The following is a 15,477-nucleotide window of genomic DNA, read 5'->3' on the forward strand; positions in this document are numbered from 1 at the left end:
CACAGGCATAATTCATCCAGATAATGGTGTCGCAACAGAATTAGAATGTTCAGTTGTTACCTTGCCCGTATCCCAAAAAATTCAAGATTGGCAGAATTTAATATCAATTGAACTGCTTGACTGGTTAGAAAATCAGGTGTTAATGAAGGGGTGATCTGTTACATAAGTTATAATTTAAATTAAAATAGGCAGATTGAATCAGTAATCTTTTAGTGTTCAATATGTGTGGGAGGACAGGTCGCGACCTGTCCGTACTTTGCTAATTTATTTATCTTCTGAAAGTATCTTCCTCCCATTTGGCGGGGTTATTTTCAATATAGTGCTTGATGTTGCGGAAGCTCTTTTCATCTCTGATGATATGATCGTGAAAGGAACGGTGCCAGGCAAAATCTGGCATTCCGGCAAGCCTGATCAGCTTTGAGGTGGTAGTTTTATACGCTCCCATGATCTGTGACAACGATTTCACCTTCCTCCCACCCCAAGATAAAAGTACGGACAGGTCGCGACCTGTCCCCTCGCATTCCTGATCCTCTCCAAGCATCAATACTCCCTGTTTATTAATCTCAAGAATGGCATGAACATGATTGGGCATCACCACAAAAGCATGAGAGCTAAGATAAGGATATTGCTCTAAGAGCCAAAACCATTGTCGTTCGGCTATCTGCCCGAATTGATTTAGGTGCATCTCTTCGTTGATCACTTCGCCAAAGACACAGGCCATCTCTTTCACGCAACAGGTGACAAAGTAGAAAGCATCCTGGCTGTAGTCAAAGCCTAGGAGCCTGTTCCGTTTTCGGTCTGGTCTCATGCTTGCTTTTTACGCAGATGCTAAAGAGGAAGATTGGAGCAGGAAAGTAATGGATCGGGAAGGGGTGGGGGGATAGGTCGCGACCTGTCCGTACTTGGGAATAATAAAGAAGAGTATTAAATAGATTTAGAAAGGTTTAAATCTGTTCGCTACTCTACTCACGTCAATGCCCCGGTTGCTAAGTCTGCCGCCTTGCAAAACTCATTTTGAACCTTCCCCGTTCCTACGCGTTCTAGAGAAGTAACCCATCCGCAAAGCGGAGCATCCTTCCGCCAAAAGTCAAGTTCTTCTCACCTTCTCGTCTTTTTACCGGCCGTTTTCTTCTTGTTTGTCTGTGTCTGATCTAAGAGGCACTGGTGAGCTACTCACGTTCCCTTTGCTCTGGCTTTCAGAACAGAGTCCCTTATTCCTAGAATACATTTTATGAAGTATACCATCACCATCAACAGTGCCGAAGTACTAGAAGAAGTACCCGGTTACTGGTCAGACCAGGACTACATCCAGTTGCTGGAGAAATTCAATTTCCCTGATGCCGCTGCGGTAAGCCCAGATACGCTGGCGGAACTCCTGGCTATGGCCATCACCGATTACGAGCCCAACGAGGCGGCAGCCCTGGTGCTGGAGTACAAATTGGCTGACCATTTAAGCGATGGACAAATCCACCAGATCTCCAATGACATGCTGCTGGACAAAATCTCAGAAGAATATCCGGTGATCAGCCTGCATGCTCCCCTGTTCCACATCAACCAATTGCTCTACAAAGCCTTTAACGGCAAGTTCCCCAACACCAAGGCCACGCGCATTAAATTCACCGCTACGCCAGAGCAGCAGACCAATGACGTGATCCTTTCCAAAGAAGGGGCTTTGCGGTTGCTGGAACAAGGTTTATCTGGAAGTAACCTGGTGAAGCGCTTGTTTGGCGAGCAGATGGCGGGCACGCTTGCTTTTCCGGATGCCGATTCTATTGTCTGGGACCTGCAACCCATTGGTGACCACGCCTATGTCCTGCTCACGTCTGAGTATTGGCTAAGCAAAGACGATGTGGTGGCCCAGGTGTTTGAAGGCACCTACGAGGAAGTCATTGCCCCGCAGGAAGCTGCTTAGAAGAGATAGGAATTACCCGGCAACATCACCACAACATTACGGGATAGCGGCCAGAGAACGACTCTGCTCCTGCTGTCAGGTTCAACGCAGTACTTTAAACACAAGATAATGTCAGGAAAAAACAGCAAACAATTTGGCGTATGGATAGACTCAGGTCAGGCCACGGTAGTAGGCAGAGAAGACGTGGACTCAGGTGAGTTCGTGGTAGTAGGCCAGGCCACCAACGCAGGCCAGGGCAGCAACTCCAATGAGAACACCGCTAACAACGCAGAGCAGTCTTTGCAGCTGAAGTTCTTCAAGGAAATTTCTGCTTTCATGCAGAATGCCGAGGAAGTGCACGTAACGGGTACCGGCATCACCCAGGAGCAGTTCATCCATTTCCTAGCCGATACAGCCCAGTTCAAAAACACCAAAACAAAAGAAAGCACCTCTAACCACATGGGTGACGAGAAACTTTTGGAATACATCACACAGCAATTTAACTAAGGCAACGCCTTCACCGGCGTACCTCTTCAGAAAAGCGGCTACCTACTATGGGTGGCCGCTTTTTTGTTTGTAGGCTAAAGTGCGAAGTTCTCTTCTGAATGTTAAGGCTGCAGTGGAAAAAAATGGTTAACGTGCTACCACTTACTGCCGGAGGTTTGAGTCAGATAATGAAGCTTGCCGTAAAGTCTTGAGGATGAGATTTTGGGTATTACAAAAGCTCCTGCACTTCAGTTAGGGGTAGCTCCCGCCATTCACCTGGTTTTAACTCTCCTACCCTCAAACGCACCATGCGTACACGCACCAACCGTTCTACGGCATACCCCAGCTTATAGCACATTCGCCTGATCTGGCGGTTAAGGCCCTGGGTGAGCACAATGGAAAATGTCTTCTCCCCTAGGGCCTGTACCTGGGCAGGCCGCGTTTGCTGGCCCATGATCACCACCCCAGTGGCTAGTTGCGCGAGAGCCTCCGGCGTCAGGGGCTTGTCTACCGTTACCACGTATTCCTTTTCCTGATGGTTTTGGGCATGGCTGATGCGATTGTAGAGGGCGCCGTCATTGGTGAGCAGCATGAGCCCTTCTGATTCTTTGTCCAGCCGCCCCACCGGGAACACCCTCATGTGCAGGTTCAGCGCCTGCGCCAAGTTGTTCTCAATGGCTGAGTTGAGGGTAGATTCTACGCCGCGGGGTTTGTAATAGGCTAGGTATATGAAGGTTTGGGGTTCTTTAAGCACCTGCCCATCCAGCAGCACTTCGTCAAGGGGTTGAAGCACTTGCTGGAGCTGGCCTTTCTGCCCGTTCACCAGCACCTTTCCCGCTACAATGGCCTGCACCGCTTCTTTGTTAGACAGCCGGGCTTTCTGCACCACAAAATACTGCAGAGACGAGGTAAGCGCTTTCATGCAAGGTAAAATCAAAAGAGTCAGGGAACAGGAGGCATCCTCCCACTCCCTGACTCTAAAGGTAATCAGATTCTATTAAATTTTGGTGAGGGCTATACCGCCACTGCCTTTTGCGGCTCTTCCCACTCTTCAGTGTTTTTGATGCCGAGCTTCTGGGCATTGAATACCGGGTCTATACCTGCTTTCCGCTGCTCCTGGTAATCTTTCAACGCCTTCAGCGCTGGTTTCTGCAGGAGCAGGATGGCTACAATGTTGAGCCAGGCCATGATACCCACACCAATGTCGCCCAAGGCCCAGGCAGACTCCGCGGTCTTGATTGATCCAAGGAACGTAGCCCCCAAAATACAGGCACGTAGCACCCATAGCGGCAGCTTGCTTTTGCCTTCCTTCATGAGGTAACTCAGGTTGGTTTCCGCGATGTAGTAATAGGCCATGATGGTAGTAAAGGCGAACAGCAATAAAGCGATGGCCACAAACCCGCCACCCAGATCTGGGAAGTGGGTGTTCACCGCTTGTTGCGTGTACTCAGACCCGATGGGGGTGCCCGGGAGGTGCTCTACCAGGAACCCGCCGGCCGGGTTTACAACGTTGTATTGACCGGTAAACAAGATCATAAAGGCCGTAGCGGTACAAACAAACAGGGTGTCTACGTACACGCTGAACGCCTGCACCAGCCCTTGTTTTACTGGGTGGCTTACCTCGGCAGCAGCGGCTGCGTGCGGCGCCGTTCCCTGTCCTGCCTCATTGGAATAGATGCCTCTTTTCACGCCCCACGAAACCGCCATGCCAAATACCCCGGCAAAGGCAGGCTCCAGGTTGAAAGCCGACTTGATGATTAGGGCAAAAACTGCCGGCACCTGCGTGATGTTCATGCCAATGATCACCAGGGCCATCAGAATGTACGCCCCCGCCATGAACGGCACCAGGACCTCGGCCACTTTGCCAATGCGCTTCACACCACCCAAAATGATCAAACCTAATACCAGCGTTACCGCACCACCGGTAATAGCCGGCGAAATGGGGAAAGCGTTTTTGATACCCAGTGCAATGCTGTTGCTTTGCACGCCTGGTAGCAGAAACGCCATGCTCAGGATGGTGGCCACGGCAAACACTACCGCGTACCATTTCATGCCCAACCCTTTCTCAATGTAAAAAGCAGGTCCACCCCGGTACTGCCCGTCCTTTACCTCTTTGTAAATCTGGCCCAGGGTAGCTTCAATAAAGGCCGAGGCGCTGCCCAGGAAGGCGATCATCCACATCCAGAAAATAGCGCCCGGTCCGCCCATGGCGATGGCTGTGGCTACGCCGGCTATGTTCCCGGTCCCTACCCGTCCCGCAATGGCCACGGCAAATGCCTGGAACGAACTGATGCCAGTGGCAGAGGAAGTGTTCTTGAACAACAACCGGATCATCTCGCGGAAGTACCGCACCTGCAGGAACCCGGTTCTCAGGGAAAAGTAAATGCCCGTACCCAGGCAGAGAATAATCAAGGCATTGCTCCAAACAATGTCATTAATGCTGGTAATGATTTTTTCCATGTAAGTGGTGGTATCTAAAAGAAGAGAGAAGGAGCCTTACTGGCGTAGTTTAGGTGAACAGAGATATCAATGGAATAGCTAAAGTAAGGAAAATTATCAAGGTTTCAGGCGTCACCCCGTTTAGGAAACATGCGGAGACCTCTAAAAGGAAGTTTGTAAGGACTACTTTCCAAAGCCTTTCTGTTCACCTTTGCGGATATTTAGAATGTGAATAGAGGTTGAAAATAAGAAGTGAAAAAGGTCTTTAGTCAAATGATCAGTAAACTATTGTTTTGAAGGCAATTCCTGGAAAGCAGCACAAAACAGCTGAATTATTCTGGTTATCGTATTTACACCTAAGTAGATATGGTTAGACTTCACTCCCAGTTCTTTACTCCTATGGCAACACTATCCGCCTTCACCTTCCAATCATTGCTGGCTATTAGCCTTCTGTTTTGGAGCAGTTTTTCAAATTTCTCTTATGAAAAGACCAGAACTATAAGTGGGCAGATCACAACCAGGCAGACCCACCCTAACCCGAAGGATTTAGAAGGAGCCTGGCAACTGGTTTCCAATTCCAAGGCCGCCGGACAAACCACTGTCACTCAAACACTGGCCGATGGCTTCTTCTCGGTCGCCCATTTTGACAAAGCGGGGAAGAACTTCATCGGGACGTATGGCGGCACCTATGCCCTCAAAGACGGGAAGCTTACCGCCACCTATGAGTTCAACACCTTTGACAGCACCAAGGTAGGTACCACGGTAGCGGGCACCTTCACCCGTAAGAACGGCAAGTGGCAACTACAAACCGTCAGCGGAAAAGATCAGGTGCCACAAACCTGGGAGAAAGTAACGGAGAAAAAAGCAGCCTCTCCCCTGGCCGGCGCCTGGCGCATCAGCGGCCGCGAGGGTCAGAATGGCCAGATGAACCAGATGGTGCCCGGACCGCGCAAGACCATCAAAATCTTTTCGGGTGACCGGTTCCAGTGGATTGCCTTCAACTCTGAAACGGGTGGCTTCTTCGGCACCGGCGGCGGCACCTACACCGCACAAGACGGCAAATACATCGAGCACATAGAGTTCTTCTCCCGCGACAACAACCGCGTAGGCATGTCTTTGTCCTTCAACTATGAAATCAAAGACGGCAACTGGCACCACACCGGCCTCAGCAGCACCGGCGGCAAAGTAAACGAAGTCTGGCAACGAGTGTCAAAACAGTAGGTTCAGGCAGGAACAGAGGAGGTTTTTTTTAATTTAAACAGAGCAAGATTGCCCTACATATAAGTTGGAATAGGTTTGCCCTCTCATTCACCTGATTGATAATGATGGGTATTGACCTGAAAGGCTGAAGATGATTCTTTAGAGGAGCCTTTTTCGTAAAGTTCTGTACTATTCCCTAACCTCATTTATGAGCCATTTTGCATAAAAAACCTATAAACATCAATAGGATTACTCTTACCAATTGTTGATCATACTAATTCCATATTGTTGGGAAAGTAGATCGTCCCCCTTTGAAGGGGGTTGGGGGATGATAATGCATCAGGAAGAAGCAGAGCTGTTGCTTTAATGAGTTAATGATGAGTCTTTGAATGTCAATGTCATGCGCGGAGGTTACTTCCGTGTCTTAGAATATAAGGGAAACGCACGGAGGTAACCTCCGTGCAATAGTAGAGCATTTGTAGGCTAAAAATATGTCTCTGAATGACATGATCAACACGAGATATCATCCCCCTACCCCCTTCAAAGGGGGACGATCATAAACGTTGAAATTTCTTCAAAGGCAATGCTCTGCTTGAAGCATGGAGGTTTCAAGGCCTTACAGTTTATTGCGCACTTTTTGCAAAAACAGGCAGAAAGCTTTAGTACCCTTTTCAGCTATTAGCTGCAAACCATACTGGACTTTTCGGGTTAATAAACCAACTTGCCTTCTCTCACATGAAAAGAAATGCCTGCCTCACTCCTTCCTTTGCTTACCACCTTCTTTGGGGCACGTTGATTCTGCTCTTTGCTTCCTGCGAATCACAACCTGTGAAAAGCAAGGCCACGGGAGCTGCCGTGTACGGAACCAAATCTCCGCATCCAGATGGAACGGGTAAAGTGTACCTGGGCCGCGAAATTGCACATGTAATGTCAGCTTCTGGGGCAGCCTGGCTGGAGCGTGATACCCGGCAGGAAGAAGAAAACGTGGCGCTGGCGCTTTCAAAATTAGAACTGCAGCCCAACAGCGTAGTAGCCGATATAGGTGCCGGCACAGGTTACTACACCTTCCGATTAGCCCTGAAAGTTCCGCAGGGAACGGTATACGCCGTGGAAGTGCAGGATAAATTTGTCTCTTCGTTGAAGACCCGCAAAAAGGAACTTGGCTTCACCAATGTGACCGTAGTGAAAGGCAGCGCTCAGGCACCTAACCTACCTGAGGCATCTGTGGACCTCGCAATTATGGTGGATGTGTACCATGAACTGGAGTTCCCCCGGGAGATGCTGCAGGCGCTGCAAAGAGCCCTAAAACCCACCGGCAAACTCCTGCTGCTGGAGTACCGCGCCGAAGACCCTTCTGTTCCCATCAAAGAGTTGCACAAGATGAGCGTAGCCCAAGCCAACAAAGAACTCCAGGCAAACGGGTTCTCCCTCTACCGCCGCGAGAACTTCCTTCCCATCCAACATTTTCTGTTGTATGAGAAAGCAAAAAAGTAACAGAAAAGCTAAAGGTGAGTGCTTAGTATTAGATATGTAGGGTAAATGAAAGTGATAGATAAAGCAATTGTATTGATCCAAATTCAACCAGTTAAAACCAGAAGCTTCAAAATCATTGCAGATTCTCCCCTCGAGGGGAGCGTAGAGGGGTGTTTACACCTGCTGAATTTAAAAAAATATGTCAATAATTTTCTTCCTTAATCGATTTACCCCGCTGATAAATAATAGTTTATAAAAATACCAAGAAAACCCCTCCTGTGTAAACACCCCTCTACACTCCCCTCAAGGGGAGAATACATTTTTTTAAGCTGTTTACAAATGGAAGCGTATTCAATATAAGAAGGTCGTTAATATTGAATGCTGATTCTGTCAACAAGGAGAAGCCGCTTTACACTGACATAAACTGAAGGGAATTTTCATCATCGGGCTCTTCACGACCTTTCCACCCGATCCAACCAGCGGCTCTTACAGCGTTGAAGGCGATTCGGGCTTTCAGTTCAGGAACTCCCTCCCGGCGCATAATTTCTAAGAACAGATGATCTGCGTGGCGGCGGGTGAAAGTGCGGTAGGGCTGCACTGCCTGCCTGAGAAGTACTCCGCCGTAATCGTACATGAAATCATGAATGAGCGGCGCAACAATGGAGAGCTCAAAGGGAGCAATGGCCCACCAGATGGCCCTGGGTACGGAAGCCAGATCAAAGGCATAACCAGCCGGAACGGTTAAGTTGAATCCTTCACCCAGATAAAAGTAGGGGTTCTCCAACATCCACTTTCTGCTTTGCTGGCTGAACGTAAGCACCGGAGGTGGCAAAAAGGAGTCCGGCACGATGACAGGTTCATTCTGGAGGGAAAGCGCGTAGTCACGTATCATTAGCGGTTTAAGATTTAGGTGATGTACTAAGTCATAGATTCAAAACTTGCATGGGCTGCATAGAATATTTGGTGTTTCCTGAAGAAGTAAGCGGTTAGGGGGACTTTATAAGTTATTTACTAATAGATTATTAAACCTTTTTTCATCGAATTAAATTTGACAATTAAATCCATATTTAAAGCTCATCTAAAAAGGACTACAAATACCTTCTAAACTATTTGTGGCTTCACTTTATATTGAGATCAGAATTACTTATCCTTTCTTTTCTACCCACAAGAGTTACTCCTCTTTTAGGATAAACACAAAAAAAACGATCATCTATACTGATGATCGCCTTTCCGAATTGTTAAACCATTTTCTTTTAAAAGCCGCTTACATTCAAACGACCTCCTGATACGCATTTACCAGCCATTGAGGGAGTAGGCACTGCGCTGCTCATGATAGCTGCTTTGATGGCTGCTGCTGTAGAACCTGGATGTGTGGCGGCGTATAATGCCACGCCACCGGTTACGTGCGGAGTTGCCATTGAAGTTCCGTTGTAAGAAGAATAGGTACTGTACGCCGTAGTAGAATTGATAGCAGAACCAGGTGCCCCAATGTCTACCGTAGTAGCTCCGTAGTTGGAGAAAGAGGACTTAGCGCCAGTGTTGGTGATGGCTGCTACAGCAATTACATTAGGAAGGTCCATGTTAGAAGGATAGCTGGCTACCACATCATTGTCATCTCCTACCCCATCGCTGCCTCCGTTCCCGGCGGCGGCCACAAACAAGATTTCTCTGGCGTTGGCCCGGTTTACGGCATCATACAAGGCTTGCGAGAAGCCGCCTCCGCCCCATGAGTTGTTGCTGGCTACAATGTTCATTCCGTGGCGAGTTTTAAGGTCGGTAAGGTAATCTACCGCTTTCACTGCATTGGCAGTAGTACCTCCGTTACGACCCAGGAATTTCAGTGAGATCATGGTCACATTCCAGTTAACACCTACCACGCCAGAACCATTGTTTTTGGCTCCAATGGTTCCTGCTACGTGAGTACCGTGGTCATCATACGCACCTCTGGTGCCTCCGTCATACACACTGTTGTTGTTACCGTCAAAGTCCCAGCCATTGATGTCATCTATGTAGCCGTTTCCGTCATTGTCAATGCCATCTGCTTTGTCAAAAGGGTTGGTCCATACTTGTCCGGCAAGATCTGGGTGGTTCGTTTGAATTCCCTCGTCAATGACCCCTACAACCACAGAGGCTGAACCAGTGTTGCCCCTTGCCCAAGCTTCGCCCGCCTGGCTGCCAAACTGGGTTGCCGGGCTGGTGGCATCGCCGTACAGTCCCCACAAGGAACCGTTGGTATAATAAGGGTCAGAAGAAGCAAGCTGGTGCGTGTATATGTAGTTAGGTTCTGCAAACTCAATTTCTGCGGCGCCTTTCATCTTACTGAGCGCCTCCATTGCAGCCATAGGCGTATGAAGCAAAACAAGGCCTTCTTTGTCACCTAACCGCTGCATGGTTTTGGTAAGGATCTTTTCTTTTACTTTTCCACTAATGCGGGCTAAAACAGCAGCTCTTGCTTCTTCTGAAGCACCTGACTTAAATTTTACTAAAATTTCATTTGGCACGAAGTCTCTTCCAATAGAAGCTTGTGCCTGCTGCGTTGCTGTCAGTTCTTCATTCTCTAGTAATTGATCTGTCTGGCAACCAGATAAGAACGCAACAGATAAAGCAGCGGCTGCTACGGCAGACTTACCCACTGCAAAGTACTTTTTCTTCATGTTAGTTTGGTTAGGTTAGGGTGAGTGTTACTATGCACCTAATTGACTAAAAATAATCATGAAGTAAGAGGAAAGAATAAGCTGTTTGGTAACATCACATAACAGGAAAAAGCAAGAGTTAAACCTGTATTTTTTTTGATTTAAAAGCTTAGTACCTGCTTATTATCTTAAGAGTTAAGGAAGAAGTTGGTCAAAAAGTAACAATAGCCTTTTTGTATATACTTGAAATTTTTCTAGAACAGACTGAAGCTCGTCTGACGTCACTTCGATGTAGCACAATGTGAAGGGGCAGAGAACATCTGTGATCAGCTTAAAACAGGAAAATACCAACTAGTTATCAAGTAAATTGACATCTTTACATTATTTGAAATTACCTATTCAATAAATGTTCTAATTATTTGTTTTTCCTATTCCGCGCTCATTGTTGTAGACGTAATTGATTTCTACTTGGCTAAGAGTAGAATTAATCATTTCACTATTTAGGGCTTCTTAGAAATAAACGAGGTATAAAGTTTTGTGATAAATTAAAAAGCCATCCTGAATAGTACAGGATGGCTTCTAAAAGTGTCTTTTTAGTAATTTAAAAACTGCTTACGTTTAAACGACGAGAGTTCGCTACTAAATCATCCAATGTGGGAGTATTGGTAGCTTTCAACAAAATAGCATCTTTAATTTGTTCTGCAGTAGAAGAAGGATAGATAGCTTTATACAGTGCCGCCGCCCCTGTTACATGTGGTGTAGCCATTGAAGTACCATTATAAGAAGAATATGTATTAAAGGCTGTAGTAGACCATATATCAGAACCAGGAGCCCCAATATCAACAGTGTTGACACCGAAATTAGAGAAAGTAGACTTAGCTCCAGTTTTAGTTATTGCTGCAACAGCAATAACTGCATCATAAGTTGCTGCTGGGTAAGTTGTTGAAGTAGTTTTAGTAGTGTTGTAATTAGATGGATAGCTAGCTGTTAAGTCATTGTTATCTCCAACTCCATCACCACCTCCGTTTCCAGCTGCAGCTATGAAGAGGATATTTGCCTTTGCTGATCTCACAATAGCATCAAGCAAGCCTTGTGAAAAGCCTCCACCACCCCAGGAATTGTTAGTAGCCACTATATTTATACCATAGCGAGTTTTTAGGTCAGTTAGGTAATCTAGTGCTTTAATAGCATTTGTTAAAGACCCTCCTCTTCGGCCTAAGAATTTGCACGAAATCATTTTCACATTCCAGTTTACACCCACGACGCCAGTTGATTTAGTAGTAGATGATCCTTCAGCTCCTATAGTCCCGGCAACATGAGTGCCATGATCGTCCAAACTTCCCCTAGACCCACCATCATAAACTGTTTCGTCATTACCGTCAAAATCCCACCCATTTATATCATCAATGTACCCATTTCCATCATCGTCAACCCCGTTATCTTTTTCCCTTGGGTTTATCCAAATATTAGCATCAAGATCTGGATGTGTGATTTGTATACCTTCGTCAATGATACCTACTACTACATTTGATGATCCAGTTTGTTCTTTACCCCAAGCTTCGCCAGCTTGACTACCGTACTGATTGGCAGGTGAAGTGCCATCACCATACATACCCCAAAGTTGACCACTCGTGTAATATGAATCTTGAGCTACTGCATCATGGGTATATATCCAGTTAGGCTCAGCATACTCCACTTCCAGGCCTTTGGCTTTGGCTACAGCATCTAATGCGGCCATAGGCGTGTGAACCAGAACTAGGCCATCTTTATCACCTGCTCGTTCCATGGCTTTGGTTAGGATTTTTTCTTTGACTTTTCCACTGATGCGGGCCAGTACTGCTGCTTTGGCTTCTTCAGAGGATCCGGCTTTAAACTTTACCAGAACCTCATTAGGAACCATCGCGTGCCCGCCCGCTTGCGCCGCAGATTGCTGAGAAGCTGACAACTCTTCATTTTCCATTAACTGATTTGAATCACAGCTAGTCAAGATGGAAGCTGACAGTACTGTTGCCGCGAAGGCATACTTCCAGAAATAAAGTAAACTCTTCTTCATGTTAGTAAGGGGGTTAAAGTTAATGAAACCGGATTCTCCAGCTTTTAAATAAATATACAAAGAAGATGTTAGATTAATACTATCTAAATCATCCTATTTTTGGCGCTTCTAAATAATTCCTAGTTTATACTATCTTGATTATGCGGCATTTACGAACAAGAAAGGAAATAGCCCTTTCAGAATTCCTTAGTGTCAGAATATATCAAAATTCTATATTTAGTAATACTTATGTTTCTTTAACACACAGCTTATTTACCATTCGCATTGCAGAACCAAAAGGAGTTTACAGAATCCAAAAAAGTTGATTGGAGGAGCCCTGCTTTCAGAGTAAATGAACCCTAAAAGGCTTCATAACCTAAGCACCACTCTACATTGAAATGTTTTCCTCAATTAACTTACCTTTGGCCTTTATCATCATGAATTTCGCATGTACCCTTACCAACGTCTTTTTGATTTCTCCCGTCAAATCTTCTTAGCTATTGGCTGCCCTCCTGAAGATGCCCAAACCGCCTCTGAAACCTTGCTTTCTGCCGACCTCCGCGGAGTTGATTCGCATGGGGTAGCCCGTCTGATTGGGTATATTCGGTTGTGGGAAGCAGGTCGCATCAATGCCACTCCTACCATCAGAATTGTCCATGAAACACCCAGCACTGCCACTGTTAACGGAGACGGAGGCCTTGGCCTGGTAGTGGCTCCCAAAGCCATGCAGATTGCGTTAGAGAAAGCGAAAGTAGCCGGAAGTGGTTGGGTGAGCGTGAAAAACTCCAACCACTTCGGGATTGCCGGGTATCACGCCATGAAAGCCCTCGAGCTGGACATGATTGGAGTGGCCATGACCAACGCTAGTCCGTTGGTAGCTCCTACTTATTCTCTGGAACGTTTACTGGGCACGAACCCTATTGCCGTCGCCATTCCGGCTAAAGAGCAACCGCCTTTTGTGGCGGACTTAGCCACTACTACCGCCGCCAACGGTAAACTGGAAATGCTGCAGCGCAAGAACCTGGAAGCCCCTCACGGTTGGATTCAGGCAGTAGACGGTTCTCCTTCCATCAACCCTAATGAACTGAAAGACGGTGGAGCCCTGCTTCCTTTAGGCGGTGACACCGGTAGCCACAAAGGCTATGCGTTGGGTGCCGTGGTAGATATTTTCTCGGCGGTGTTATCCGGTGCCAACTATGGCCCTTGGGTACCGCCGTTCGTAAGCTTCCTGGCTCCGCCCGCAGATCCGGTAGGTGAAGGTATCGGACACTTCTTCGGGGCCATGCGGGTTGACGCCTTCCGTCCGGCCGAGGACTTTAAACTGCACATGGACAACTGGATCACGCGCTTCAGAAGCTCCAAAGCCAAAGAAGGCCACCAGGTCCTCATCCCCGGTGACCCGGAACGCCTCTTCACTGAGCAGCGCCTGAAAGAAGGAATTCCTTTGTTGCCACCCGTGGTGAAGGATTTAGAAGGCTTGGGCGAGAAGTTCGGGGTGACGTTGTAAGGTAAAAAGAGTTGTTCCTGTAAGTGGGCCTATGAAGCTACTCTTTCACTACCTGAATGTATATTATTTGATACTTACCAAAAAGCATGGGTGCTCCTTCAGTGCCCTGCTTTTTGCTTACACAAAAATTATAGTTCAGGCCCATCTAGGTAAGTGGAAAAAGAAGACCGTCTCCCCTTTCCTTTCGATGGACCTATTGGGGAGACGGGTTTTCTTCAGAAGCTATGTTTTTCTAGCCAACCAGTTTGAAGAGATCTTCGTGCTTGACTGTTACCGAAGCAAGACACCTGAGGAAAAACAATTTATCATAGATGGAGGTGGTCATGTAGGAATGGCCGTCTTGTACTTTACGCTCCTTTACCCCAATGCTAAAATCCTTTCCTTTGAACCAGACCCCGCTTCTTTTCAGCTTTTAGAAAAGTTCATCCTGTATAACAAACTAAGCCAAGTGACACTGGTTCAAGCAGCACTCTCTTCTGTCAAGGGCACTCTTACTTTTCGTACACATTCCAAACCAATAGGCAAATTGAACGCAGGACTATTCAATGCTGGTCCTGAAACCGTTTCTGTTGATGTGCCCGCAGTAATTCTTTCTGATTATATAGATAAACCAGTAGACCTATTGAAGTTAGACATTGAAGGAGCAGAAGTACAAGTTATCCAGGAGTTAGTAGAGAGTGGTAAAATTTCGTTTGTGAATGAAATTGTGGTAGAGTATCACCCCCAGATAAACCCAGATGTAGGCCATTTTACAAACCAACTCAAAAATCTGAAGTTTGTAGTGAAAATGACCACGTCATCTGCACTATTCGATTCACCGGATTACTTGATTTCCTTTACTAGGAAACTAGAATTTTGATCATTGAAAAGTTTCTAAGAACCTCTATTTCAACCAAGAAGCCCTTATCGATCTTTATATAAAAGAGCGAAAAGGGCCTCCTCAACTTTAGGTTTATTACCTATGTAAGCGCAACGCTATACTCATCCGTTTACTTACCCAGTAATTCACCACTGCTAGAAGTAAAATAAAGAAGGTCAGTTCCCAAAGGTCAGGAAAAGAGGAAGGCCCCTCTTCCACGTTGAGCACGTCATTTGAAAAGCGATACACAATGTTTCCGGCCCAGTGGGCGCCTACGGAGTACCATAGGTTTTTGGTGTACATCAGGGGAATGGCCAGCATCACCCCAATGGCAAACAAGTAAGCCAGGGCGGTGAAACCATCATCAAGCGAGTAGAGGTGATTCAAGACATAGACGCTGGAAGATACCAGAATAAACGCCCACGTTCCTAACCTGGCTTTCAGATGGCCAAAAAGGTAGCCTCTGGTCAGGATATCCTCGGCTAAGGAAGGCAGAAAGGTGCCTACCGCGAAAAGTAGAGTTTGGCTCACCATAGTTGCCGCATCAGGAGTGCCGGAGATGATCTCGATACCCATCCAGAGCCGCACCAGAAAAGCAATCCCGTTGAAAAGCAAATCCAGCCCTAGGCCCACTAAAAACAGGAGCGCGTACTTTCCATTGATCTTCATTCCCCAGGCACTCAGTCCTTGGAAACCCTGTAGTCTTGCCACCCCATACGCCACAGGTATGACCGCCAACATCAGCCCTAAGAACAGGGGAATGTGTTGGTGGAACCGCATGGCGTACTCAGCGGCATGGTATGTGAGGGCGATGGCGATATACCCTACTACCACGGGTAGCCAGTTGTGCTTTTTGGATACAGGAGAAGGGTTCAAGGTTTGGGCTTAGATCATCTTAGTTGACGTTAAGGATGAACAACAGCGGGAAAGCTTCACAAATATAGAATTTTAAAGATA

The 15,477-nt window shown here is 46.8% G+C and carries 13 protein-coding genes; 6 read left to right on the plus strand and 7 right to left on the minus strand.

Annotation, left to right across the window (positions count from 1 at the left end; all coding sequences use genetic code 11):
* Positions 1-268: 268 nt before the first annotated feature.
* Positions 269-808, minus strand: coding sequence for a transposase (locus tag DC20_RS19685; protein WP_062545410.1), 540 nt, complete (start codon positions 806-808; stop codon positions 269-271).
* Between the two features lie 423 nt (positions 809-1,231).
* Here DC20_RS19685 and DC20_RS19690 point away from each other — a divergent pair, with 423 nt between their 5' ends.
* Complete coding sequence (locus DC20_RS19690) at positions 1,232-1,912, plus strand: hypothetical protein (protein WP_062545411.1); 681 nt, start codon at positions 1,232-1,234, stop codon at positions 1,910-1,912.
* A 108-nt stretch (positions 1,913-2,020) separates the two neighbouring features.
* The gene (locus DC20_RS19695; protein WP_062545412.1) at positions 2,021-2,398 is read left to right on the plus strand and encodes a hypothetical protein; all 378 of its coding nucleotides are present in this window, start codon (positions 2,021-2,023) and stop codon (positions 2,396-2,398) included.
* Positions 2,399-2,606: 208 nt separating this feature from the next.
* On the opposite strand, the gene DC20_RS19700 is transcribed toward DC20_RS19695, so the two are convergent.
* Together DC20_RS19700 and DC20_RS19705 are read right to left on the minus strand one after the other, a co-directional pair.
* Positions 2,607-3,299, minus strand: a complete 693-nt coding sequence (locus DC20_RS19700) for a pseudouridine synthase (protein WP_062545413.1) — start codon at positions 3,297-3,299, stop codon at positions 2,607-2,609.
* Between the two features lie 92 nt (positions 3,300-3,391).
* A complete protein-coding gene (locus DC20_RS19705; RefSeq protein WP_062545414.1) occupies positions 3,392-4,837 on the minus strand; it encodes an alanine/glycine:cation symporter family protein in 1,446 nt (481 codons plus the stop codon).
* A gap of 378 nt (positions 4,838-5,215) precedes the next feature.
* On the opposite strand from DC20_RS19705, the gene DC20_RS19710 reads away from it, so the two are divergent.
* Together DC20_RS19710 and DC20_RS19715 are read left to right on the plus strand one after the other, a co-directional pair.
* On the plus strand, positions 5,216-6,037 hold the full coding sequence (locus tag DC20_RS19710) for a hypothetical protein (protein WP_062545415.1): 822 nt from the start codon (positions 5,216-5,218) through the stop codon (positions 6,035-6,037).
* Between the two features lie 714 nt (positions 6,038-6,751).
* The gene (locus tag DC20_RS19715; RefSeq protein WP_071885514.1) at positions 6,752-7,510 is read left to right on the plus strand and encodes a class I SAM-dependent methyltransferase; all 759 of its coding nucleotides are present in this window, start codon (positions 6,752-6,754) and stop codon (positions 7,508-7,510) included.
* A gap of 388 nt (positions 7,511-7,898) precedes the next feature.
* Here DC20_RS19715 and DC20_RS19720 read toward each other — a convergent pair whose 3' ends face one another.
* The 3 genes from DC20_RS19720 to DC20_RS19730 all read right to left on the minus strand — a co-directional run bounded on the left by DC20_RS19720 (position 7,899) and on the right by DC20_RS19730 (position 12,235).
* Positions 7,899-8,381 (minus strand): DUF1353 domain-containing protein, encoded by a 483-nt coding sequence (locus tag DC20_RS19720; protein WP_062545416.1) that lies wholly within the window; start codon positions 8,379-8,381, stop codon positions 7,899-7,901.
* Positions 8,382-8,742: 361 nt separating this feature from the next.
* Entirely contained in the window at positions 8,743-10,143 is a 1,401-nt protein-coding gene (locus DC20_RS19725) for a S8 family peptidase (RefSeq protein ID WP_062545417.1), read from the minus strand.
* A 580-nt stretch (positions 10,144-10,723) separates the two neighbouring features.
* Entirely contained in the window at positions 10,724-12,235 is a 1,512-nt protein-coding gene (locus DC20_RS19730) for a S8 family peptidase (RefSeq protein WP_316934512.1), read from the minus strand.
* Between the two features lie 367 nt (positions 12,236-12,602).
* Between DC20_RS19730 and DC20_RS19735 the strand changes: the two genes are divergently transcribed.
* Positions 12,603-13,661 carry an Ldh family oxidoreductase gene (locus tag DC20_RS19735; protein WP_062545419.1) on the plus strand — a complete coding sequence of 353 codons (1,059 nt, stop codon included), beginning with the start codon at positions 12,603-12,605 and terminating at the stop codon, positions 13,659-13,661.
* A 31-nt stretch (positions 13,662-13,692) separates the two neighbouring features.
* Positions 13,693-14,520, plus strand: coding sequence for an FkbM family methyltransferase (locus DC20_RS19740; RefSeq protein WP_062545420.1), 828 nt, complete (start codon positions 13,693-13,695; stop codon positions 14,518-14,520).
* A gap of 96 nt (positions 14,521-14,616) precedes the next feature.
* On the opposite strand, the gene DC20_RS19745 is transcribed toward DC20_RS19740, so the two are convergent.
* Complete coding sequence (locus DC20_RS19745) at positions 14,617-15,396, minus strand: CPBP family intramembrane glutamic endopeptidase (RefSeq protein ID WP_062545421.1); 780 nt, start codon at positions 15,394-15,396, stop codon at positions 14,617-14,619.
* Between the last annotated feature and the right edge of the window lie 81 nt (positions 15,397-15,477).

This window comes from Rufibacter tibetensis (assembly GCF_001310085.1).
Classification (GTDB): domain Bacteria; phylum Bacteroidota; class Bacteroidia; order Cytophagales; family Hymenobacteraceae; genus Nibribacter; species Nibribacter tibetensis.

Excerpts from the sequence above, each read along its gene's own strand:
- DC20_RS19685 (WP_062545410.1), bottom strand. The coding sequence starts at position 808 with ATGAGACCAGACCGAAAACGGAACAGGCTCCTAGGCTTTGACTACAGC.
- DC20_RS19690 (WP_062545411.1), top strand. The coding sequence starts at position 1,232 with ATGAAGTATACCATCACCATCAACAGTGCCGAAGTACTAGAAGAAGTA.
- DC20_RS19695 (WP_062545412.1), top strand. The coding sequence starts at position 2,021 with ATGTCAGGAAAAAACAGCAAACAATTTGGCGTATGGATAGACTCAGGT.
- DC20_RS19700 (WP_062545413.1), bottom strand. The coding sequence starts at position 3,299 with ATGAAAGCGCTTACCTCGTCTCTGCAGTATTTTGTGGTGCAGAAAGCC.
- DC20_RS19705 (WP_062545414.1), bottom strand. The coding sequence starts at position 4,837 with ATGGAAAAAATCATTACCAGCATTAATGACATTGTTTGGAGCAATGCC.
- DC20_RS19710 (WP_062545415.1), top strand. The coding sequence starts at position 5,216 with ATGGCAACACTATCCGCCTTCACCTTCCAATCATTGCTGGCTATTAGC.
- DC20_RS19715 (WP_071885514.1), top strand. The coding sequence starts at position 6,752 with ATGAAAAGAAATGCCTGCCTCACTCCTTCCTTTGCTTACCACCTTCTT.
- DC20_RS19720 (WP_062545416.1), bottom strand. The coding sequence starts at position 8,381 with ATGATACGTGACTACGCGCTTTCCCTCCAGAATGAACCTGTCATCGTG.
- DC20_RS19725 (WP_062545417.1), bottom strand. The coding sequence starts at position 10,143 with ATGAAGAAAAAGTACTTTGCAGTGGGTAAGTCTGCCGTAGCAGCCGCT.
- DC20_RS19735 (WP_062545419.1), top strand. The coding sequence starts at position 12,603 with ATGTACCCTTACCAACGTCTTTTTGATTTCTCCCGTCAAATCTTCTTA.
- DC20_RS19740 (WP_062545420.1), top strand. The coding sequence starts at position 13,693 with ATGAAGCTACTCTTTCACTACCTGAATGTATATTATTTGATACTTACC.